The organism is Candidatus Methanomassiliicoccus intestinalis Issoire-Mx1 (assembly GCF_000404225.1).
In the GTDB taxonomy this organism is placed as follows: Archaea; Thermoplasmatota; Thermoplasmata; order Methanomassiliicoccales; family Methanomassiliicoccaceae; genus Methanomassiliicoccus_A; species Methanomassiliicoccus_A intestinalis.
This window is the reverse complement of sequence record NC_021353.1, coordinates 496,154-516,825: the sequence shown is the minus strand read 5'-3', so window position 1 is coordinate 516,825 and position 20,672 is coordinate 496,154. Positions and strand designations below refer to the sequence as shown.

Here is a 20,672-nt window from a genome sequence, read left to right as displayed (position 1 = left end):
TAAAAGCTAATTGGGATTATTATATATTCATCAATTTTAGATTAGAGCATAAGACTGAATGAATTGAAGTAATTAAAAAATGAGTTTGAATGCAGCGGAATTCGCTGCATCTGTACTTAATGACAGCCGGAACAGCCACCGCAAGATGATTTTATGTTTGGATTGTTTACGACCAGGCCAGAACCGCTTGGAGTTTCTATATAATCTACAGTAGACTCATCCAACAGTTCTTTTGTTTCGTCGTCATAGTAGAACGCGAAGCCTTCTTCTTGTTGGGTATTGTCTCCATCCTTCGCTCCTTCCTGAAATGCCATTCCGAATTGAGGACCGGAGCAGCCCATGCCTGCAAGATAAATCCTAATGCCATAACCCTGCTTTTCATTTTTGTCAAGCAAGTCCTTAATGAAATCGATCGCTTCAGCGCTTACTTTTACCACTAGTAATCACCACACCTAGGAGCTCAGTCGATCTATATAACATGATTGCCTTCCTATCTCGATTTATTACAGATATATTGATTGTGCCGCGTGCCGCTACAGTATAAACAATAAACGTCTGGAGGCGTATGTCGTCATTCTGGACATTCTAAAAAGCCACTTGGATGTTGGCAACACATATTCATTCACATAGAGCACATCTTAATCGTTTTGACCTCCTTGCAGGGACATAATAATATATGGTGTTTCCATCAACATACTCGTGTCTGCTGAAGTGTCGAATGATGATAACCTGCGTATGGTTGAATATACGTCTAGAGAAATGCAACGTGGAGATATACCTCAGATAGTTACGATTAGCAGAGAAAATATGGCAAAGATTATTCGTGATTCCTGGGGTGTTGAATGGGATGATAACGACCTTCTAAAAATGCTGCGCCACAATTCTACATACAATGAAGTTTTTGAAATAGGGAACAGAATAATTGCATATTATTCTATAGAAATCAGAGACAGCGTTCTCTTCGTCAATTCAATCCAAGTGGATAATGAATACAAATGCAGAGGATACGGCAGTGAAATAATGAAACGCATAGAAGAAATTGCATATATGTATGATGCAGAGATCATAGAGCTGTGGGTACAGATAACCAATATCGCTGCCAGAAGATTTTATCATGAGAAGGGGTTTAGAATGAACTCAAGGCAGGGCAATAACTATCTAATGAGAAAGTTCCTGCCCCCCAAAAGAAGGGATGATTAAAAAGCCGGAGTCTTTTTCTTCATCAGCATTGAGAACATTCTTTGCCGACTGTCCATATATAATGAAGTAACATCTCGGATTTCTTCAATATCAAAAATGGATCTAAACATAACATATGGATCACCCCTGTCACAGCATGTTCTTGCATTTCTACATTGGACCGTAACAAGTATCAGATATCCTCCTGGTTTCAAAACTCTCCACATTTCTTCAGCATATTTTTCCCTTTCAACATAACCAACGTGATCGAACCAGCGGTCATCATAGACGATATTAAATTCTCCTTCTGGAAAGGGAAGAGCTGTGAGGTCTGAAGAGTATACCTTTATGTTGGCACCTGTTTCATCTGCCTTGGATGCGGTGTCTGCAACCAGTTCTGGATCTGGAGCAACGGCAGCAACATAAAATCCTTCTTGAGCCAGATATAAAGAATTGACTGCCTTATTACTAAAGTCCAATGCTGAATCACCATGGACTAACTTACCCCCAACTGTATCGATCAGAACTTCATCTGGACGAAAATTACCAGGCGGGTTTTCCCTTAGCGAATGCTCATTGTACATTTTTTTGAGATCCATGTTATCACCATACCCTAATTATTGAAATTATTATGATCTTTTACCCTGTTTTCCACCTTTTCTAAATACTAACGCAATTATGAATGCAATGACTGCAAATACTGTAGCGACTGTCCAGATTCTATCAAATCCTTCATACCTATAAAGTTCCTCAAATCCCGGAATTGCATATGGAGCCATTACTGCTGCAGAAAGCGCAGGACCTATTGCACCACCGATTGTTCTAAACAAAGTGTTCATACCGGATGATACACCAAACTCGTCTTTTGGTGTGAAATCCATAACAACGTTGATCAAAGAGCTCATAGCTAATGCAATACCAGTTCCGAGAACTGCCTGAGAAACAGAAAGTTTCCAGAACACATCATTGAACTGTGTTAATATCAAGAAACCAACAGCCATGATTGCTGTTCCAACAACCATTACATTTGTAGATCCATATTTCTTTGACGCAATTCCACCAGTCATTCCAAATATGAATTGAAAAGCTGCCGTTGGCAACATATGCAGTCCTACTACAAATGTATCTGAGAATCCATAGTAACCACCGAGTTCAACGGGAGTCTCTAAAAAGAACGGCATTGTCTGATAGTAGAGGAACATAACCAGACCTGCAAAGAATGCTACTAAAGTAGCATTCATAATTCCGAGATTTTTAAACAGCGATAATTTTACTATCGGCTCTTTTGACCGCCTTTCCCAGAGTACAAATGCAATCGCAGCTATTACTGACACTACAAAAAATGAGAGAATTTTAAAACTTGTCCATCCATCGGTCCTTCCTGCAGTTACAGCATACAGAAAACAGAAAACAGAGATGCCGAGCAGAGCTGCACCCATGCCATCAATTTTAGCACCCTTCTCTACTCCCTGCTCTTTCTTCACTACAAAGAAAGCTGCGATGATTAATATTGCGAAAGGTATTGCTACCAGGTGGAAAGCAAAATTCCAAGTATCAACAGATGTCAGCCAGCCTCCCAAAACAAGGCCTATAGATGTACCGACTGCAAACATTGAAGAAACAAGACCTAAAGCAAATGGTATTCTGTCTTGAGGAAATACATCTCGAATGACACTGAATGCCAGAGGAAACATACCCATTCCTATACCCTGTACGCCTCTGAAAAACAACAAAACAAAGATGTTAGCTTCTCCAAAAAGTGAGTTTGAAATCGTTATTGAAAAACCAGATCCAAGCAGACCGAGGAGGTAGATTACCATTACAGTAATCAATAAATTTCTTGTACCGTATATGTCACCTAATTTTCCAATTATAGGGGTTACTACACCACCTACTAGCAGATAAATCGACAGAACCCATGAGATCCATTCTGCACCATTTGTAAAATCAGATGCAACCTGCCTCAGATCAGGCACAAGCATGATCTCTACAAACATCACGACAAGGCTTATCAAGGACAATAAGACTAGAACAGAGTAATGTCCTTTCATCGAAACGTTCTCATTAGGCAGTATGATCACCTTCGCACGTCCTTTTCAGGAAGTGTGAATCAGAAAAGTAGAACTGCGAGGTTAAAAATGATCGCACTAAACTTTTTCAAATGAAGCACTATTCTCCGATTAATGAATAGAATCCTTGTTGTCGGCGCCGAGAGCTTAATTGGGCAGAATATATGTAGAATTGCAACTCAACGCGGGATAAATGTTGTCGGAACCTATAAAAAAACATCCTGGGCAAGATACTGTCCCATGGGGATTATGGATCCTACGGATGTTGAAGAAGTTAAGGAAGTTATGAAACGATATCAGCCCGAAGTAGTATTCATCGATCCATCTTGTGACAGTCCGGAATATTGCGAGACGCATCCGCAGGAGGCCTGGGCATCAAATGTGGAAGGAGTTTTAAATATAGCAACGTCAGCCAGGGATGTTAAATCAAGAGTATTTTTAATTTCAACGGACTTAGTATTCAGCGGCGATAAGAGATCAAAATATGTAGAAACTGATCCTCCAGAACCGCTTAGCAAGTATGCCCAAATGAAATTAGAAAGCGAGCGCGTGGTATTGGATTCTTCCAAGCAAAATTGCATCTGCAGAGTTTCTGCCACATATGGTATGAATAAAGCCACTCCAAAATACAATTTCATCACCTGGGCACTAGACCAGATTAAATCCAACAGACAGGTAAAACTGCTAGATGATCAGTATGTTACACCGTCATATGCACCAGACTGCGCAGAAGAGATGATGCTTATGGCCGACAGGATGTGTGCAGGGATATATCATCTTGCAGTTAGTGAGTGCATGAGCAGATATGAAATGGGAATCAAGCTCGCAGAGACTTTTGGATTAGATCCATCACTGTGTGTAAAAATTAAGAGTGATGATATAGAGCCAATAGTAATCAGAGGAAAAAATACCTGTTTGGATACGTCAAAAGTAACTAAAGAAATCGGCAGGAACTTTATGTCATTTCAAGACACCCTCATAGATATGAAAAACAATGATGTGGATAGGAAAAAAGAATCATCCATAGAGGTAGGCAAAAGCAATAATTTCATAAATATAATCTAATCCCCTATACAGGGGAAAGGTATAATATCCCACACGCAGGTGCGTGTGTGATAACATGAATAAAACTGTAGAAAACCTCACTAAAGCTTTCGTCGGAGAGAGCATAGCTAGGAACAGATACAGTATGTATGCTTCAATAGCTAAAAAAGAAGGATACGAACAGATCGCAGAAATTTTCAGGCTTACATCTGATCAGGAAAAAGAGCACGCATCTCAGCTGTACAAAATGCTTGTTTCTCTTCAATCAGAGAGCAGCTTTGACAGTGTAAAGATTGAGACGGACGTGCCGATCTTAAGATCTACCACTATTGAGAATTTAAAAGCAGCGATTTCAGGAGAAAACTACGAACATACAGAAATGTATCCTGAATTTGCAAAGGTAGCTGATGAAGAGGGTCTGCCCAAAATAGCTGCTAGGCTAAGAGCTATTTCAGTGGCAGAAGTCCACCATGAAGAAAGATACAAGAAGATTCTTGCTTCGCTTGAAGCTGGAGAGATCTTCAAAAAGAAAGAAGCCGTGTGGTGGGTCTGCAGAGAATGTGGATATATGCATTTTGGAACAGAAGCTCCAGAAATTTGTCCGTCTTGCGACCATGCCCGTTCATACTATGAATTAAAATGTGAGGAGTATTGAGAACATGACTGCAGTCAAAGAAATATATTACTGCCCAGCTTGTGGAAATATCGTAGAAGTTGTGAACAGCGGACTTGGAGGTCTGCAATGCTGCGGCAAGCCCATGGTAAAAATGGCCGCAAACTCAGTTGATGCTGCGGTAGAAAAACACGTTCCGATCGTTGAACCGAGTGAGAATGGAATTCTTGTTAAAGTAGGATCTGTAGAACACCCAATGGATGAGGATCATTACATACAATGGATAGAAGTGTCTTCAGATGCTAGGGTGATGAGAGCCTACCTAAAACCAGGAATGAAGCCTCAGGCAGAATTTACATGCCCGTGCAAGTGTACACATATTAACTCTGTGAAAGCATACTGCAATAAGCATGGACTATGGAAGAAGGACTGAAACTTCTTCCCCTTTCCAATTTTTTTCATTTTTCGGTGTAATTATTATACCTTCAAGTTCGGTTTTAGATAACATTGGTGAAACTATGGATTCAAAGGTCCCCAGAATAGGTATTTTTATAGATGCACGCGATGAATTGCTAAATAAAAAATTAAACATCAGAGACCTAGAAGAATATTCCAAATCCCTTAAAAATGTAGTTTGTGAATACACATATAAGTCAAATGATGACCTAAAATCAATTGTTGACATAATCTCAGGTAATAATCTGGATAGGGTAGTTATAGCACCCAGATCTGAAGATGATGATATAGAAAAAGCAGTTGTCGATGCAGGGATCAGTCCTCATTTCATAGAGTATGTAAATATCAGAGAACACGCTGCATGGATACATAGCAACATTGATGATGCTACCTCAAAGTCCAAGCTTCTAATTGCAATGGCTACGGCAAAACTGAGAGGTTCTAAATCGATAGAAGGAGCAGAAGGTGCTAAAGTAAATACTCAAACCTGCTCGGGCTGCGGGATATGTACTGCGACTTGCAGATATAATGCAATTGAATTTATCAAAGATGGAACTCACCGTGTAGCTTATGTTAATCATGATTTGTGTGAAAGATGCGGTGCTTGCGTTGCGGCGTGCCCATCAGGATCAATGAATATGAGCGGATTCTCGAATGAAGCCATGATTTCAGAAATTGAAGAATGTACAGCAGGACTCCTTGAATCCACAGAGCCATTTCCGCATGTAGTGGTGTTCGCGTGCAGCTGGTGTTCATACCTAGCTGCAGATGCAGCTGGTGAAAAACATATGGAGTTGGACCCATCATTCTGTATTATTAAAACCCCCTGCTCTGCAAGAGTAGATCCAGAATGGATAATGAAGGTTCTTTCAAACGGTGCCGATGGAGTGCTTGTTCTAGGCGGTAAAGAAGGACACTGCCATTATCGCGGAGGCAATGTTAGGACAAATAACCGCATGAATCTGCTGTCAAAAGTTATCGAAAGCCTTGGATATGATAAGAGAAGAATTGGCGTTGACTGGGTCAATCCTGAGGAACCGGAACTGTTTGCAGAAATCGTCAAAAAATTTATCGCAGGCATCAGAGAACTAGGCCCCAATCCTGAAAGGGGAATTTCCACGGATGAACAGCCTACGTCTGCTTTACATCATGAATGACGATTGGCTGCTTCTGCATCAATCGTAGAGATAAGGGCTTTTAGCCTTTTTCCTTTTATTTTAAGCTCCTGTATTGAAATAGTCTCTGCCTGCGGACAGAGTCCATCAAGCACATATTTCCCATCCTCATCAATATTTACCGGATAAAGCGCACATCCCAGAGGTCTTGATTGGTATTCTCTGCATCTGCTTTTTTCCGGGTCGTAGAAATAACACCATATCCCTTCATTTTTTAATCTGGGTATTCCATCAACACCGATATAGCTAAAATCATTCCTGCTGTAGCCTTTTTTCTCCAAGCGGGCTATGTCAGCATTGGATAGCTCCATCATGGTGTTTTTGCAACATTCCCTGCAATGTGTACAACGCATTAATCAGTCATAGGATTGTAAAATAAAACCTTTGCCGAGCCGAAAGTAAATTGAACAACTTCAACAAAAAAGAACCATCATGGTTGACGCGGAAGATTTGGCGTTTCAAAGGATGGAAATGATCCAGACCGAAAATCCAGGCGCCATGACAAAACACGACATCGAAGAAAATGAAGATACTGAATGGGCAGTTGTTACCATTGAAGATGAAAGTGGCGGCAATTTATCAATTGAGGTAATTGAGTCAGATACCAGCTGGAAACGCAGCGATCTTATTGATCGTTATAATGAGCTCGCTGAAGATGTAGAAATAGCGGTAATCTTACCCGATGAAGCTTTTGATGAAGTTGCTTCCAGATTAGCCAAAGAAGGTTCTCCAAATATAGAGCTTCTCTCATATAGCGATCTCGGCCTCATCCCAAGAGGCTGATTCCTATATGAATGAAATACGCATCTGCCGTTAGATTCATCATATGCAGTCTCACTTCGGTTTTGATAAGATTTGGGACCTCTGAATGAAGATGCTCAAATAGCAGTTCACTGATAGGCATTTGGTTGAAAAAATGGTCTACGAGCAGGCAATAAACGATGCCAAAGAACATTTTGGTAAAATTCTTGAAAAACAGCTTAAAAGGATCGAACGCATGAAAGCTGATCAAGAATGGACTGATTATTCATCTCTAAAACCTCTCATAATCGGGATATGTGGCGGAGATGGAATTGGACCGTACATCTCTGAACATGCAAAAACCGTATTGGAGAATATGTTGAAAGATGAGATTGCATCTGGCAAGGTAGAGATCAGAGTGATTGACGGACTTACAATTGAAAACCGTGTAAAAGAGATGAAGGCTATCCCAGATGATGTTCTTGCAGAGATCAAGAAATGTCATGTAATCCTCAAAGGCCCAACAACAACGCCTAAAAAGGGGGATCCGTGGCCAAATATCGAAAGTGCAAATGTAGCTATGAGAAAAGAATTAGATCTCTTCGCTAATGTAAGACCTGTCAAAGTTCCTGAACTTGGAATAGACTGGATGTTCTATCGTGAAAACACTGAAGGATCATATGCACTTGGAAGTGAAGGAGTAGATGTTACAGACGATCTTGGAATCGATTTTTGTGTAGCTACCACTCAAGGATCCGACAGAATCATCCGGCTTGCATTTGACTACGCGAAGAAAAATGGAATTAATAAAGTCAGCGTAGTTACAAAAGCCAATGTTGTAAAAACAACTGATGGAAAGTTCCTTAACATCGCGGCTGAAGTCGCTAAAGATTATCCAGAAGTTGAATGGGATGATTGGTTTATCGACATCATGACTGCCAAACTGATTGACCCATACAGACGCAGTGGCTTCAAGGTCATTGTTCTGCCTAACTTATATGGAGATATCATCACTGATGAAGCTGCTCAGATACAAGGCGGCGTAGGTACTGCCGGCAGTGCAAATGTTGGAAAGAAATATGCAATGTTTGAAGCAATACACGGATCTGCTCCAAGAATGGTTGAAGAGGGCCGCGCCCAGTATGCTGACCCCTGCTCCATGATAAAGGCTGTGGCCATGCTTATGAACCATGTAGGATACGTTGAAGAAGCTAGAAAACTTGAGATGGCTCTTGACGTATGCGTACAATTTGAACGTAAGCTTAAGATGACCGGAAGAGCTGATGGCGCCACTGGTTCCCAATTTGCTGATTACATTCTTGAAACGGTAAATGATCCGAATCTGGAATCCAAATGGAAAAACTATCAGTAAATGGTGTTTCGATGGATACAATAGGTATAGCGCTGGGTGCAGAGTGTATAGTATTTGGGTTGTTGGCGATATTTGTACTAGCCAGACCATTAGTTTCCGGCAATTGCAAACCAGACACTCTGATGCATATTAAACTCAAAGGACATATCAAATCAAAGGAAGCTAAAGAGATTCTTGCTAACCTGAATAAAAAGGGAGGAAACCGGCTAAGAGCTTGGGGATGCATCCTGATAGCTATTGGTGTGTTCGTTGCACTAAGCGACATGGGCGAGCATTACAAGATGGTATATATCATCGCATTTGCTCCACTGCTTCTACTAGTTCCTGTTCTACAGACATGGATGTATGCTAGCGCCAGACTCAGATGAGGATTAAACTGAAGATTCCGAAAGGAATCTTCATTTCATAATTTTTAATAAAAGATCTGCAGCATCAGTTTATTATCTGATGTGTCTATTGAATACGTATGCCTCTTGGAAACCCCATGGACAATAGTCCGTATTATATTGAAGGTGGCGACATTCAGAACGTTGAGATCTCCATAAATGTTACAAATGTTGAAGAGTCACGTGAATTTTATCGGGATTCGATAAAACTTGAAGAGGAATCACCTGGAATATTTAGAATACCAAACACAAATTGTAAAATAAGACTGGTTGAGAGCAGCAATCAGGACGTTATGATCACACTTATAACGGATTCTGTTTTCACATTGCATAGAAAATTGATGGATGAAAATGTAGAAATTCTAAAAAAACCTGTTAGAAATAAAGAAGGAGATGTCGAAGCTGTATTTACAGACCCCGACAATAATAAATTCAGGATATTAGAGATCACTCAGCGACCTGATTGACCTCTTCTGCTGGAGTTGAAGAAGCTGATACTGTTTGGCATATATCTTTTGTAAGATTCATGGTTTGTCCATTTTTCCAGGTAATGCTTATTTCAATTATACCACTTGAGATATCAACAGAGAAACATTTGAGAGTCGTGGTATACATGGAAGCTTTACCCCGTGTGGATGTTCTTACCTTTCCTATTTCAGCTAACAACCCCAATGAAGACATCTTTTCCACTATCTTATAACATGTAGCAAGTGGAATTGCGGTTATTGCAGAGATCTCCCGTACAGTCAATTCTCTACGAGCAGTAGCTGCGACTATTGTGAGGACCGGGGCATCTATGATAGACGATGCGAGTTCTTCTCTATAGATATTAGCGGTTCTTATCGCTTCAAGGATGCACATTTCCTCTTGATCGGATATTCTCATAGCTGGGCTCCCCTAATGATTCTTCCCAAATAGAATTGAGCATATGAAAGTATCGCTGAGAAACTCTTAAGGCACTATAATTGTAACCATATTTTAAGTAGAGGAGACATCATAGTTTTCTCTAAGATCTACAATAGCTTTACTTTTAGGAACGAACTCAATGCTTCCTGCTTCAATAAATGACACTTCTGGAATTTCGATGAGGTCGTTGTCCAGTGCATCTTTTATTTCATCCAGGCTCATAAGTGCAGCTTCTACCTGTCTATGACCTTCTTCTTCATCACCCTTATACTCCAGAACGAAATTGAGTTTGTCTTTATATCCTTCATGAGTTAAAGTCAATTTATAGCTCAACACTCCTGGAACCGCCAGAAGAACTTCATCAAACAAAGCTGGAAATATTTTCTGCCCGTAACCAATCTTTGTCTGTGCATCTAATCTGCCCTGAATCTTAGCAACCCTGCGCACAGTACTGAAGCAGCCGCAGTTACATGGTGCCGGCAGAATCTGCGAAATATCCCTGCTGCGGTAACGGATTAATGGTGTTCCCTCCATTACTAAAGAAGTCCAGATAAGCTCTCCGCTTTCTCCATAGCCTTTTGATTCGCCCGTTACCGGGTCAACAGCCTCTACGAAGAAATATGCACCGCTGGTATGCATCCCATCATAGGCCGCACATTCAATAGCTGTAGCAAGACCCATCTCGGTCATACCATATTGAGCCAGAACAGGGCAGCCCCACGCTTCAATCATCTGTTTACGCATAATCTCTGGAAGCGGCTCTGCAGAACAGATAATGGTTTTTACACCTATTGACCTAAGATCATATTTATCTTTAGCAAGCATAGTGATTCTGTAGATAAATGATGTTAGACCAATCAGATATGTGGTCTTGTTATCTTTCATATTTTTGATTTGTTCATCGACATCTGCAGTGCTGGAAACTAATGAGTTTAGTCCAGCCAGTTTACAGGCCGAGTCCATCATCAGGCCAGGATCCCAGGCTGAAACTGCAGGGAACATTACCTGCAAAGCATCATCTTTGGTCATTCCTACAGATTTTACTGCTGCAGCAATTGAATCGACTATGTTTAAAACATCGTTCTGTGTGAAAAATACTCGTTTTCTGTTACCAGTCGTACCAGAAGTAGTAAAGGCTCTCATGACTTTTCCCTGAGAAACTGCACAAAATGCCATTGAGTTCTCAGCTAGGTCGTCTGGATCAGTAAACGGAACTTTGCTGATATCTGCCATGGTTTTAATATCATCCGGTGTTATGCCAGCCGCTTCATACTTCTTTTTATAATAATGGCTGTTTTCCATCGCATATCTCATAGACTCACGGAATTTATAGAGCTGATATGTGTTAACATCCTCGGCAGTGATCTCATCAAGAGAATCTTTCCCAACCATATCTCGCAGTTCCTGCGATTTTTTAAAGTCAGCAAGAAACCTTGAATGTATCAGTTTTTCTAAAGAATCTGTACCGATTATGTCCATTGAGTTGAGCTTTCTACGTGCTACTGCGACTTTGACTTTAGTCAGGATTCCCATTAAATACCACCAGATTATAAATTTAAAAAGTTTGGAAAGTTCATTATTGATTCAAAACTTCGTTCAGAATGAAAGACAACTCTCCGGCTGAAAATGGCTTTGCAATTGCTGCCGCAAATCCAAATGCAGATGGTTCTGCTCCAATTGGATCTGTTTCCAACACATCTGATGCGATTAGTTTAATTCCCGGAGATGCAGCACTTATCATAGGTAATACATCCATACACCCTGGAATATTGATATCAATGATTGCAGCCGCAAATGGCTGGTTATCAGTTGCAGCATCAGTACATAACTCAAGTCCTTCTTCACAATCAGCTGCATAATCTGGATCATATCCAAGATGTGTCAAAAGATCAGAGATAGATTCAGACACAGCATCATTATCATCAATTATGAGGATCTTTCCAGACCCATGAATCAGCGGCATGGTAAGATTTGGAAGTTTGTTATACCCTACTGCTTTAACAGCTGCCTCAGAAGCTTCCTGCACCCTGATGAGTTTGTCATACATCCTTCCTTCAGGGATAACGTAGTCTTTAACGAGAGCGATGTTGGATAAAACTGAGGTGAATGCGTCATTTAAGTGTTCCATGAAATCATTTGGATCTTTCTGAGGTGCTGGCGCCTGAGCCTGCATTACTGATTTTTTAAGAAGGGTTATGTCAACCAAAATACCCATCATACCTTTAGACGTCCCGTCATGAGAAATAAGCGGGATTGAAGAGGCCATTACCCATAGGTCTGAGCCGTCTTTGCGTACAAATTTAATAATCCGCTCTTCAAGAGCTTTTCGATCTTCTGCATTCAACCACTCAGGGTCCATAAAATCTGTAGGGGTTTTATCATGCAGTTCTTCTTTCGAGTATCCAAATATTTCAGACACCCGTTTATTTGTGAAAGTGGTAATTCCATTATTATCTATCACCCAGATAGCTTCTGCAGATGAGTCTAAAACTTCATAATAATCTTCAATACATAGTGCAATGGAATTTTTCAATTCCGCACGCATGGATGAGATCTCATTATCTATATCTTGATTCATTTTTGAGATTCTCTCATGAAGTTCGTTAAGTTCTTCTTCTCTAGAAGAAATCCTACTCAGCATGTTAGTGACTTCTTCATCTTTAACCGTTAATATATCATTGAACCTGGTTATTTCATCTGATTTAGAAAGCAGATCTGAACGTACTTGAGAAAGCTCTGTGTCTTTGATACTCAGTTCAGTTTCTTTTTGCATTAAATCTTCAGTTAATGAAGAAATTTTAGAATCGGCCGAATCCTTGAAAGATTTTAATTCAGCGATGAGTTTGTTAGCTTCCTCCAGTTGATCTTTAAGTTCAGAATTAGAATTTTTTAACAATTCGACATCTGCCACCGATGCGGTCATTTTAGAAATGCTACCATCTAAATCAGATTTGATTGACTCTAATTGAGATTCTAAAGACTGTTTCTCATCAGCCAGCAATGCTGTGGCCGCAGTTAAAGTCAACAGTTCAGAATTTTTACTATCCAGTGATGAACTCAAATCGAGTATGCTTGAGTTTGAAGAAGCTAATTGCTCTTTGAGATAGGGGACCTCTTTGGCATATTTATTTTTCAGCTCTTCGAGTTCTGCGGTGAGCGCTGTGAGCTCTTTTGTGCTTACATCCAAATCAGATTTCATCACGTCGATTTGAGTTTTCAATGCCTGTTTCTCGTCCGATAGTACAGCAGCCGCGGATGTGAGCGTGCTTATTTCCGCATTTTTGCTTTCAATTGATGCATTTAGATCTTCAATTTTAGTTTGTGCAGATAATAATTCTCCTTTCAAAACAGAGATCTCGCCATCTAGGTTTGTTTTGAGGGCAGCTAGATCTGCCTGAGTATTGCTTAGGTCAGTCTGTGACTGAATGAGTTTTCCAGTCAGTCTTTCAGATTCATCTTTGAATGCAGCTAGAGAGCTGGAAACCATTGTAATCTCCATCTTTTTAGACTCGAAACTGTTTTGAAGCTCAGATAACTTGTTCTTTTCAGTTTCAAGTTCATCTCTCAAAACTACAATTTCATTATTTTTTGAAGATATGTCAGCATTTAAACCAGATAATGATTCGTTTAGCTGCTGAATTTCAGAACATTTTGATTCAAGATCTGTTTTCAGATCATTGATTGTTTTTTCAGCTTCCCCTGAAGATATGACATGCTTTGAAATTTCATCTTCGAGAGATTTTATATTTAATTCATAATTAGTGCTATTCGTTATATCATTGGCAATCCCGCGATATCCTAAGAACGTACCATTACGATGAAACAGCGGCACGGCTGAGATTCTTAGGTAAACGGTTTCACCGTTTTTAGATGCCCGCAGATCAATCGGACCAAACGATGCAATCCGATATTTTGCTTCTTCAACAGCTTTTGATAAAACTTCCTTATCTTCATCACAGAATATTGAGATTAGACTTTTTCCAAGAATGTCTTCCCTCTGAATTCCAAGAATATGAGTTACAGCGGTTGACGTGTAATTGAAGTTTCCATCTGAATCAAGTTCCCATATCCAGTCTGAGATTCCCTCTGCATATTGATCAAATTTGAATTTTAATTCATTCAAGGCGATACTTAGGTCATTTTTCTCAGAGTTACAGGATTTAACTAAACTTCCCATTTCATGAATATTTCCTTCACAGAGATCTAGAGAATTTTTTAAATCATAGATACTGCGGATGATCTTAAGAGCGTATTCCAATTCAAGATCGGAAAAGTCCTCATGCATGAGCCTCTCTGAAGGTGTAAAGAACGGATTTTTATATTCTACACCATTCGCATAAACTGTAGGATGCGTTCTTAGGGCATCCATTACAGCATCAGAAGAGAATTTTCTCAGATCATACATGCATATCATGTTGACATTAAATGGTGCAAGAATCAAATTTATCTTGAGTTCATACTCTGCCCTGTTTAGAACTTTGGGAAGAGTCCATGACATGTCGGTAAAGATGTCCAATTGTTTAAAACCGTGTGCCTGTGATGCATTGGCTATGCTGGTAAATATCGCAAATGTCTGTTCAAGGTTGAATGATCCCTTTGTGAAAAATATTTCATTTTTTACAAGATGATTTAAGCGTTCGGAGTTTTGAGCATCATCTACATCTATACCTTCCTTGAGAAGCATCCCAGTCAACTCAAGATACATTATATCATCCAGAATACAAAGGCACATGTGATCGTTGTTAGAAAGACTGTTTATAAGCAGAGGGATCATAGACGAATGCATATCATCATCTGATCCGTAAAGCACTGCAGTATGTTTTGCCATACTTGAGTTTTCTAACGAGTTAATATTAGCATCATTTACAGAGTTTTGCAATTGCGCAGCCTCCAAGACTTCCAGCACATCACTAAAGCTGAGTAGCTAATGCCTTTCTGAATGTTAAACTATCGCTTCATCAATCCAGTACAGAAATTTAGAGTAAGAACCAGGTATCTTAGAAATCAGAGTTTGTATGAATAAAGAAATGTTTTATGTTCAGTCGGCCCTGAGGATAATTCCAGCCTGAATGCGTCCTCACATTCCAGAGTAAAACCAATTTTATCATAGTATCCATAATTGCACTGGGTATCGGTAACTAAACAGAGATTAACTACACCATTAGACCTGCATTTATCCAGATAGTGAGACAATAATGATTTTCCAACGCCTTTTCCTCGTATATTATCATTCACCATGAAAAATATCAATTCACTATCAAACGAATTCTGAACCAAGAGCTTTTTAAAAGACTGTTCAACTCTGAGATATTCCATACATCCAGCTTTGTTTTTTTTAAAAACTTTCAGACAAAGTGAATAATATAGAGATTTAAGAGTCCATATCATGTGTGTATTTTTAGAATCTTTAATTCTAGCTAACAGTACTCCAACTACATTTCCATCTAAAACTGCAATTTCAGAATAGTTTTGAGTAATTAGATCATTGTAGAGAATAGAAGATATTATGCAATTTGCAGTTTTGGAGTTTCCTGCTGTAAATTTATCAATTTCCCATATTTCCTCAAGCATATGTTTTACAGCAATAATGTCTGAACTGCATAATTCTCTAAAAAATATCTCACCCATTCAATCAATGTCTAAGTAATTCAACTATATGAATATGGATTATTTCAAAAAGATTCATGTGAGAAAATATTTCAAAATTCTGTCTCGATTTGATATGAGATTACAAAGCCTTATCTAGTGTCTGGACAATATGGGATGTGGGAGAAATTAATAATGCCGCTTACGCCTGAAATGGAGAGAGTAGGAGTAACGCCCGCTCTCATGAAAACTACTAAAAAAATGACTTGCCCGCGTTGTGGCTTGGAATTCTCACTTTTTCAATCTCGTGCAATAGCTTGTAAGGGATGTTCTAAAGGTGCATATGGTTGCAATATGGCTAGATGTCTGAGATGTGACTATGAATTTCCAATCGGCGGAGTTCTTGTAAAGTCAAAAGAAAGAGAAAAACAGCTTGCAACTTACATGAATGGAATTTTAGACAATTATAATAAAAGTGTTGGTAAGAGTGGCAGGCGTTAAGCCTGCTGACTCTCTTACTGAGAATTTTTTCCAAAAACCTCATTACGGTATAATGTTTGTCCGTGAACACTGTTTATATTAAACAAGCAGAACGGTATAAGTCGTCCATCTGGAGTGATTGTGTGAATGCAGCATCCGCGAAGACGCTCTGTTTCAACATTCCAGACATCTTGAAATGGCATTGAAGAAATTGTCAGATAATTGCTTTTAGCTCTCTGAATGAATTCGTCCCAGCTGCCAGGTTCTGGATCCTTTTTATTATCGCTGTCCATGCTTTCATCTACGAATCTCCACAGATCGCTTACTTCTTGCCTTGTTTTAGAAGCTATACAACAGGTATCTTTTGGAGGTCCCATTGATCTATGAGTCAATGGAAAGAGAGAACCATCTTCTAACACCACCGACATTGATTTAATGTCACAGTGAACATTTGTGCAGGAAGTAGGAATAAAATTATCCACTCTTAACTGCCCTTTTGTTTGCTTTTCGATCTCAACTAAAAGATCTGGAAGGACGGTACGGTTTTCATCTTGAGGGACAATTGGATAACGACCAAAATAGCTAAGAGGCTGAAAATGCACACCCTTAATAGTTGGCACATTTTTCTTTGCAAAGTCGATTATCTGACCTATTTGATTGAGATTAATGTCTGGAGAAACTACAGTGACTAATGTCACACCCATTTCAACTTTCTTACAATTTTCAATCGTTTTTAATTTGGTTTCTAGCAGATCTCTGCCACATGTTTTCACAAATACATCGCTTGTAACACCATCAAATGAGAAATAAAGAGAATCTACACCAGCGTCCTTGCATTTCTGAAGAAATTCAATATCTTCTGCAAATCTAACACCGTTGGTATTCAACTCAATGTAACTAATACCCATATCTTTTCCCATTTTGATAATTTCAGGAAGGTCATCCCTAATTGTTGGTTCTCCTCCGCTGATCTGTATACAAACATTTTCTCCTACACTGTCTAGAGCAGTTTGATACATTTTGCGAATTGTATTGAGGTCTGGATGGAACTTGTAACCGGAACTTGCTGATGCAAAACATATTGGACACTTGAGGTTGCATCCGTTTGTAACCTCGAGGATGGCGATGCATGTGTGTTGTGTGTGTTCTTTACACAATCCACAATCCAGAGGACATACAATTTCTTCTTTGTCCACAACACATACATTTGGCTTGGACGGAACACATGCGTATTTCTTTAAAGAGAGGTAATCATCAACTCCTCTCCAGATTAAAACTTTATATTTACCATGCTCAGGGCATGTCTTTTCCAGATAAATGTTATCATTTTCTGCAATTTTTACAGCAGGAATCACTTTTAAACATTCTGGGCACAAACTTTCTGTTTCCCCTATAATCTCACTCATGTATAAACACCATCAAACAACAAATATGTTTTAGAATTATAAAAAAAGGTTGAGAAGGCCTTGTGGGCCCGTAAGTGGTTTATGCTTTCTTCTTTTCGAAGAGACCTTCTGCTGCTGCAATAGTGTTGATAGCCAGATACTCTTCTACCCAAGCATCGCCGCATTTTTCACATACGACTGCTGGTCCAGATCTAGTAATGCCCATGTATGTCATTAAGACTGTTCCAACAACAGCCTTTTCATTACAGGAAACGCATACCCAGTTTGTTGGGTCTGGCTCATCGGTAGTCTTCTGAAGATCTCCAAGTACCATGCGATGAGAATAAGCTGTCTCTACGTTACCATCATTGTCATATACGGCGTAGATTGTAGCTTCCCCAATACGTTTCTTGGCAAGGTTCTTGGAACCATCGTTAATCTTTCTTTTGCTTGATTCAGCAGTGTTGATGACATCAATAACATCATCAAGTTTTAGACCTCTTGATCCAATGAGTTCTTTTACGCTGTCAGAGAATTTTGCATCCATTTTCTCACCTCACCATTTCCCATAGGTACCATAGTCTTGGGCTGCGCGGGTCATTGCAAGGATGTTACCGGGTAAAGCATACGGTGGACATTCGCAAGATGAACCTAGAATATAACCGCGTGGAGCATCTCTTCCAGCAACAACCTGTTGAGCAGATGCTTCATAGACAACCTTCGGGTTGGGGTTAATCAGTAATTTAGTATCGACAGATCCCATGCAGGTAGCTTTGTTTCCATATTCCTGTACCAATAATTCAGACGGGAATGGATCGGCTCCTTTGTATCCAATGTGGAATACAGTAAATGGAGACCAGATCAGATTCTGGAATTCTTTATAGCTTGTTTCATGATTTCCACAGCAGTGATAGAAAATCTGAGGACCTGCGCCACCACGGAATGATTTGTCAACATACTCTCTCATGTATTTGACAGAATATTCCCTAATAGCCTCGTCAGAGAAAATATCATTGTTGGCTAACACAGAAGCTATTACTAACATAGCGGATCCGTAGTCTTTAGCGGTACATAGTGCTCCATTCACTGCAGTTTCAGTGAACTTAGCGAGTAACTTGTGAGCTGCTTCTTGTTCTACAAAGGTCCACATGATGAAGTTTTCTACACCGCATAATGCAGCAGCTTCCCCGACTGGATCGAATCCATATGCAATTGGAACGAATGTCTGTGGGATGTTTTTCTGCACATATGCATAAAGTCTCTTGTATTGAGAATATGTCCATCCATCATACAGCTCTTCTTGGCTAGGCACATGAAGGTTGTCTACATCGCCTGGTTCATGGAGAATCTCAGATTCTGGAATTGGAGGGAGAGTCTCTTTGTAAATCATGTTACAACCCAGGTCAGCTAACCATGGAGAAGCGTAGAACCAGTGTGTCACAGGCAGCAAATCATATAACTGATAAATGTGCGCAAGACAATGGATTCCAAGTTCTGGTTTCTCGTAGAAATCCCTGATTGTATATCCGCATGCTACAGCAGCGTGTGAGAGCATAATCGGATCTACATCAACTCTGTCGAACTTGTTATCGACAAAGGGATTTGCAAAACGTCTTGTAGAATGGGCATGCCATTCCATATCATACGGTGGAAATAACTCTTCGTATCCCATATAATCCCCAATACTGATAGAAGCGCGTAAATATATAAGACTTGTGACAAAAAATACGCTAAAAATGCAAAATTGTTGCAATACGTATAGATTATAGGGAGTAAACGCAAATAATTTGTAATATAGAAGAGTATAATGAAAAAATATTGCTTTATTTGAGTTTATACTTAAATATTAGATAGCACTAGAAAATAGAAGTATTTTACAATTTGTGATAACGTAAATAGAGCTCTACCAAAATTAATCTATCTAATCATAAAAAGAGATAGAAAAAGTTTGGAGTATTGAAAGCATTCACCATTTCCCATAGGTACCATAGTCTTGGGCTGCGCGGGTCATTGCAAGGATGTTACCAGGTAAAGCATACGGTGGACATTCGCAGGAAGCACCGAGAACATATCCACGTGGTGAGTCCCTCCCAGCGACTATCTGCTGAGCAGACGCTTCATACACAGCTCTCGGATTGGGACTGATCAGCAGCTTAGTATCAACAGATCCCATACAGGTTGCTTTGGTCCCAAACTCTTTTACCAAGAGATCGGAGGGGAATGCTTCTTGCCCTTTGTATCCCATGTGTATCTCAGTAAGTGGAGACCAGACAAGACTGTGAAATTGTTTATAGCTTGTTTCATGATTTCCACAGCAGTGATAGAAAACCTGAGGACCGGCACCACCACGGAATGAATTGTTTACGTAATCTTTCATATACTTAACAGAAAAATCCTTTATGGCTTCGTCTGAGAATATATCATTATTTGCGAGAATAGAGGCTACGATCAACATAGAGTAGCCATGATCTTTAGCGGTACATAGTGCTCCATTCACTGCAGTTTCAGTGAACTTAGCGAGTAACTTGTGAGCTGCTTCTTGTTCTACAAAGGTCCACATGATGAAGTTTTCTACACCGCATAATGCAGCAGCTTCCCCAGTAATATCAAATGCATAGGACATTGGTAAAAAGGTATGTGGAATATGCTCCTGCACATAGGAATATATCCGCTTATACTGACTATATGTCCAACCATCATACACTTCTTCAATGCTCGGTACTTGAAGGTTGTCTACATCACTGGGCTCAGAGATTATTGGTTTTTCTGGTATGGGTGGAATGCTGTCCATATACTTCATAGTACATCCTAAATCAGCCAGCCACGGTGACGCATAGAACCAGTGTGTCACAGGCAGCAAATCATATAACTGATAGATGTGAGCAACGCAATGGATTCCAAGTTCTGGTTTCTCGTAAAAATCCCTGATTGTATATCCGCATGCTACAGCAGCGTGTGAGAGCATATGTAAATCTACATCAACTCTGTCGAATTTGCTATCGACAAAAGCATTTGCAAATCTTTTCTTTGAACGTGCATGCCATTCCATATCACAAGGAGGAAATAACTCTTCATAACCCATATGATCGCTGTAAGAACACATCTATCGTATAAAAACAGCACATATAGTTCTAAATGAAATTAATTTGCATACCACTGTATAATCACTACCAGAATCAACGACTCTGAATACTCATTAAATCTAATCAGATATCCAGATGCGACTCATTTCAATTCATTAATTCTTCAAGTGAATCGAGTGTGTAAACGCAGCATCAAT

22 protein-coding genes are annotated in these 20,672 nt (G+C 39.6%); 10 read left to right on the top strand and 12 right to left on the bottom strand.

Annotated elements, in window-relative coordinates; translation table 11 throughout:
* Nucleotides 1-116: 116 nt before the first annotated feature.
* Nucleotides 117-437, bottom strand: coding sequence for a HesB/IscA family protein (locus H729_RS02515; RefSeq protein WP_020448432.1), 321 nt, complete (start codon nt 435-437; stop codon nt 117-119).
* Nucleotides 438-699: 262 nt separating this feature from the next.
* On the opposite strand from H729_RS02515, the gene H729_RS02510 reads away from it, so the two are divergent.
* Nucleotides 700-1,200 carry a GNAT family N-acetyltransferase gene (locus tag H729_RS02510; protein WP_020448431.1) on the top strand — a complete coding sequence of 167 codons (501 nt, stop codon included), beginning with the start codon at nt 700-702 and terminating at the stop codon, nt 1,198-1,200.
* Here H729_RS02510 and H729_RS02505 read toward each other — a convergent pair.
* Together H729_RS02505 and H729_RS02500 are read right to left on the bottom strand one after the other, a co-directional pair.
* Nucleotides 1,197-1,778 (bottom strand): class I SAM-dependent methyltransferase, encoded by a 582-nt coding sequence (locus H729_RS02505; protein WP_020448430.1) that lies wholly within the window; start codon nt 1,776-1,778, stop codon nt 1,197-1,199. The two genes, H729_RS02510 and H729_RS02505, sit on opposite strands and share 4 nt — an antisense overlap.
* Before the next feature lie 30 nt (nt 1,779-1,808).
* A complete protein-coding gene (locus H729_RS02500) occupies nt 1,809-3,230 on the bottom strand; it encodes an MFS transporter (protein ID WP_020448429.1) in 1,422 nt (473 codons plus the stop codon).
* A 132-nt stretch (nt 3,231-3,362) separates the two neighbouring features.
* Between H729_RS02500 and H729_RS02495 the strand changes: the two genes are divergently transcribed.
* From H729_RS02495 to H729_RS02480, 4 genes are all read left to right on the top strand, one after another.
* Complete coding sequence (locus H729_RS02495) at nt 3,363-4,313, top strand: SDR family oxidoreductase (protein ID WP_020448428.1); 951 nt, start codon at nt 3,363-3,365, stop codon at nt 4,311-4,313.
* A gap of 55 nt (nt 4,314-4,368) precedes the next feature.
* Nucleotides 4,369-4,947 (top strand): rubrerythrin, encoded by a 579-nt coding sequence (rbr, locus tag H729_RS02490; protein ID WP_020448427.1) that lies wholly within the window; start codon nt 4,369-4,371, stop codon nt 4,945-4,947.
* A gap of 4 nt (nt 4,948-4,951) precedes the next feature.
* On the top strand, nt 4,952-5,338 hold the full coding sequence (locus H729_RS02485; protein WP_020448426.1) for a desulfoferrodoxin: 387 nt from the start codon (nt 4,952-4,954) through the stop codon (nt 5,336-5,338).
* 85 nt (nt 5,339-5,423) lie between these two features.
* Entirely contained in the window at nt 5,424-6,518 is a 1,095-nt protein-coding gene (locus H729_RS02480) for a hydrogenase iron-sulfur subunit (RefSeq protein ID WP_020448425.1), read from the top strand.
* Here the strand turns inward: H729_RS02480 and H729_RS02475 are convergent.
* Complete coding sequence (locus H729_RS02475) at nt 6,509-6,889, bottom strand: YkgJ family cysteine cluster protein (protein WP_048133831.1); 381 nt, start codon at nt 6,887-6,889, stop codon at nt 6,509-6,511. The genes H729_RS02480 and H729_RS02475 overlap by 10 nt on opposite strands.
* Nucleotides 6,890-6,968: 79 nt before the next feature.
* Here H729_RS02475 and H729_RS02470 point away from each other — a divergent pair, with 79 nt between their 5' ends.
* From H729_RS02470 to H729_RS02455, 4 genes are all read left to right on the top strand, one after another.
* A complete protein-coding gene (locus H729_RS02470) occupies nt 6,969-7,319 on the top strand; it encodes a hypothetical protein (RefSeq protein ID WP_147554368.1) in 351 nt (116 codons plus the stop codon).
* A gap of 133 nt (nt 7,320-7,452) precedes the next feature.
* Nucleotides 7,453-8,649 carry an isocitrate/isopropylmalate family dehydrogenase gene (locus H729_RS02465; protein ID WP_020448422.1) on the top strand — a complete coding sequence of 399 codons (1,197 nt, stop codon included), beginning with the start codon at nt 7,453-7,455 and terminating at the stop codon, nt 8,647-8,649.
* Nucleotides 8,631-9,017 carry a hypothetical protein gene (locus H729_RS02460; protein WP_020448421.1) on the top strand — a complete coding sequence of 129 codons (387 nt, stop codon included), beginning with the start codon at nt 8,631-8,633 and terminating at the stop codon, nt 9,015-9,017. Before H729_RS02465 ends, H729_RS02460 begins: the two co-directional genes overlap by 19 nt.
* A gap of 98 nt (nt 9,018-9,115) precedes the next feature.
* Nucleotides 9,116-9,502: a VOC family protein gene (locus H729_RS02455; RefSeq protein ID WP_020448420.1), complete on the top strand. Its 387-nt coding sequence runs from the start codon at nt 9,116-9,118 to the stop codon at nt 9,500-9,502.
* Here the strand turns inward: H729_RS02455 and H729_RS02450 are convergent.
* The 4 genes from H729_RS02450 to H729_RS02435 form a co-directional block, all read right to left on the bottom strand.
* Nucleotides 9,483-9,920, bottom strand: coding sequence for a helix-turn-helix domain-containing protein (locus tag H729_RS02450; protein WP_020448419.1), 438 nt, complete (start codon nt 9,918-9,920; stop codon nt 9,483-9,485). The two genes, H729_RS02455 and H729_RS02450, sit on opposite strands and share 20 nt — an antisense overlap.
* A gap of 93 nt (nt 9,921-10,013) precedes the next feature.
* Nucleotides 10,014-11,474 carry a phenylacetate--CoA ligase family protein gene (locus H729_RS02445; RefSeq protein ID WP_020448418.1) on the bottom strand — a complete coding sequence of 487 codons (1,461 nt, stop codon included), beginning with the start codon at nt 11,472-11,474 and terminating at the stop codon, nt 10,014-10,016.
* Nucleotides 11,475-11,517: 43 nt separating this feature from the next.
* The gene (locus H729_RS09390) at nt 11,518-14,769 is read right to left on the bottom strand and encodes a PAS domain S-box protein (protein WP_172618647.1); all 3,252 of its coding nucleotides are present in this window, start codon (nt 14,767-14,769) and stop codon (nt 11,518-11,520) included.
* Nucleotides 14,770-14,945: 176 nt separating this feature from the next.
* Entirely contained in the window at nt 14,946-15,569 is a 624-nt protein-coding gene (locus H729_RS02435) for a GNAT family N-acetyltransferase (protein ID WP_020448416.1), read from the bottom strand.
* Nucleotides 15,570-15,722: 153 nt separating this feature from the next.
* Here H729_RS02435 and H729_RS02430 point away from each other — a divergent pair, with 153 nt between their 5' ends.
* Complete coding sequence (locus H729_RS02430) at nt 15,723-16,028, top strand: hypothetical protein (protein WP_020448415.1); 306 nt, start codon at nt 15,723-15,725, stop codon at nt 16,026-16,028.
* Nucleotides 16,029-16,042: 14 nt separating this feature from the next.
* On the opposite strand, the gene trsS is transcribed toward H729_RS02430, so the two are convergent.
* The 4 genes from trsS to H729_RS02410 form a co-directional block, all read right to left on the bottom strand.
* Nucleotides 16,043-17,413 carry a radical SAM (seleno)protein TrsS gene (gene trsS / locus H729_RS02425; RefSeq protein ID WP_020448414.1) on the bottom strand — a complete coding sequence of 457 codons (1,371 nt, stop codon included), beginning with the start codon at nt 17,411-17,413 and terminating at the stop codon, nt 16,043-16,045.
* Between the two features lie 79 nt (nt 17,414-17,492).
* A complete protein-coding gene (locus tag H729_RS02420) occupies nt 17,493-17,939 on the bottom strand; it encodes a DUF7479 domain-containing protein (protein WP_020448413.1) in 447 nt (148 codons plus the stop codon).
* Between the two features lie 9 nt (nt 17,940-17,948).
* Nucleotides 17,949-19,064 carry a uroporphyrinogen decarboxylase family protein gene (locus H729_RS02415; RefSeq protein ID WP_020448412.1) on the bottom strand — a complete coding sequence of 372 codons (1,116 nt, stop codon included), beginning with the start codon at nt 19,062-19,064 and terminating at the stop codon, nt 17,949-17,951.
* A gap of 294 nt (nt 19,065-19,358) precedes the next feature.
* Nucleotides 19,359-20,495 (bottom strand): uroporphyrinogen decarboxylase family protein, encoded by a 1,137-nt coding sequence (locus H729_RS02410; protein WP_020448411.1) that lies wholly within the window; start codon nt 20,493-20,495, stop codon nt 19,359-19,361.
* Between the last annotated feature and the right edge of the window lie 177 nt (nt 20,496-20,672).

Coding starts and splice junctions, on each gene's coding strand:
- H729_RS02505 (WP_020448430.1), bottom strand. CDS start 1,778: ATGGATCTCAAAAAAATGTACAATGAGCATTCGCTAAGGGAAAACCCG.
- H729_RS02500 (WP_020448429.1), bottom strand. CDS start 3,230: ATGAAAGGACATTACTCTGTTCTAGTCTTATTGTCCTTGATAAGCCTT.
- H729_RS02495 (WP_020448428.1), top strand. CDS start 3,363: ATGAATAGAATCCTTGTTGTCGGCGCCGAGAGCTTAATTGGGCAGAAT.
- rbr (WP_020448427.1), top strand. CDS start 4,369: ATGAATAAAACTGTAGAAAACCTCACTAAAGCTTTCGTCGGAGAGAGC.
- H729_RS02485 (WP_020448426.1), top strand. CDS start 4,952: ATGACTGCAGTCAAAGAAATATATTACTGCCCAGCTTGTGGAAATATC.
- H729_RS02480 (WP_020448425.1), top strand. CDS start 5,424: ATGGATTCAAAGGTCCCCAGAATAGGTATTTTTATAGATGCACGCGAT.
- H729_RS02475 (WP_048133831.1), bottom strand. CDS start 6,889: ATGCGTTGTACACATTGCAGGGAATGTTGCAAAAACACCATGATGGAG.
- H729_RS02470 (WP_147554368.1), top strand. CDS start 6,969: ATGGTTGACGCGGAAGATTTGGCGTTTCAAAGGATGGAAATGATCCAG.
- H729_RS02465 (WP_020448422.1), top strand. CDS start 7,453: ATGGTCTACGAGCAGGCAATAAACGATGCCAAAGAACATTTTGGTAAA.
- H729_RS02460 (WP_020448421.1), top strand. CDS start 8,631: ATGGAAAAACTATCAGTAAATGGTGTTTCGATGGATACAATAGGTATA.
- H729_RS02455 (WP_020448420.1), top strand. CDS start 9,116: ATGCCTCTTGGAAACCCCATGGACAATAGTCCGTATTATATTGAAGGT.
- H729_RS02450 (WP_020448419.1), bottom strand. CDS start 9,920: ATGAGAATATCCGATCAAGAGGAAATGTGCATCCTTGAAGCGATAAGA.
- H729_RS02445 (WP_020448418.1), bottom strand. CDS start 11,474: ATGGGAATCCTGACTAAAGTCAAAGTCGCAGTAGCACGTAGAAAGCTC.
- H729_RS09390 (WP_172618647.1), bottom strand. CDS start 14,769: ATGGCAAAACATACTGCAGTGCTTTACGGATCAGATGATGATATGCAT.
- H729_RS02435 (WP_020448416.1), bottom strand. CDS start 15,569: ATGGGTGAGATATTTTTTAGAGAATTATGCAGTTCAGACATTATTGCT.
- H729_RS02430 (WP_020448415.1), top strand. CDS start 15,723: ATGCCGCTTACGCCTGAAATGGAGAGAGTAGGAGTAACGCCCGCTCTC.
- trsS (WP_020448414.1), bottom strand. CDS start 17,413: ATGAGTGAGATTATAGGGGAAACAGAAAGTTTGTGCCCAGAATGTTTA.
- H729_RS02420 (WP_020448413.1), bottom strand. CDS start 17,939: ATGGATGCAAAATTCTCTGACAGCGTAAAAGAACTCATTGGATCAAGA.
- H729_RS02415 (WP_020448412.1), bottom strand. CDS start 19,064: ATGGGATACGAAGAGTTATTTCCACCGTATGATATGGAATGGCATGCC.
- H729_RS02410 (WP_020448411.1), bottom strand. CDS start 20,495: ATGTGTTCTTACAGCGATCATATGGGTTATGAAGAGTTATTTCCTCCT.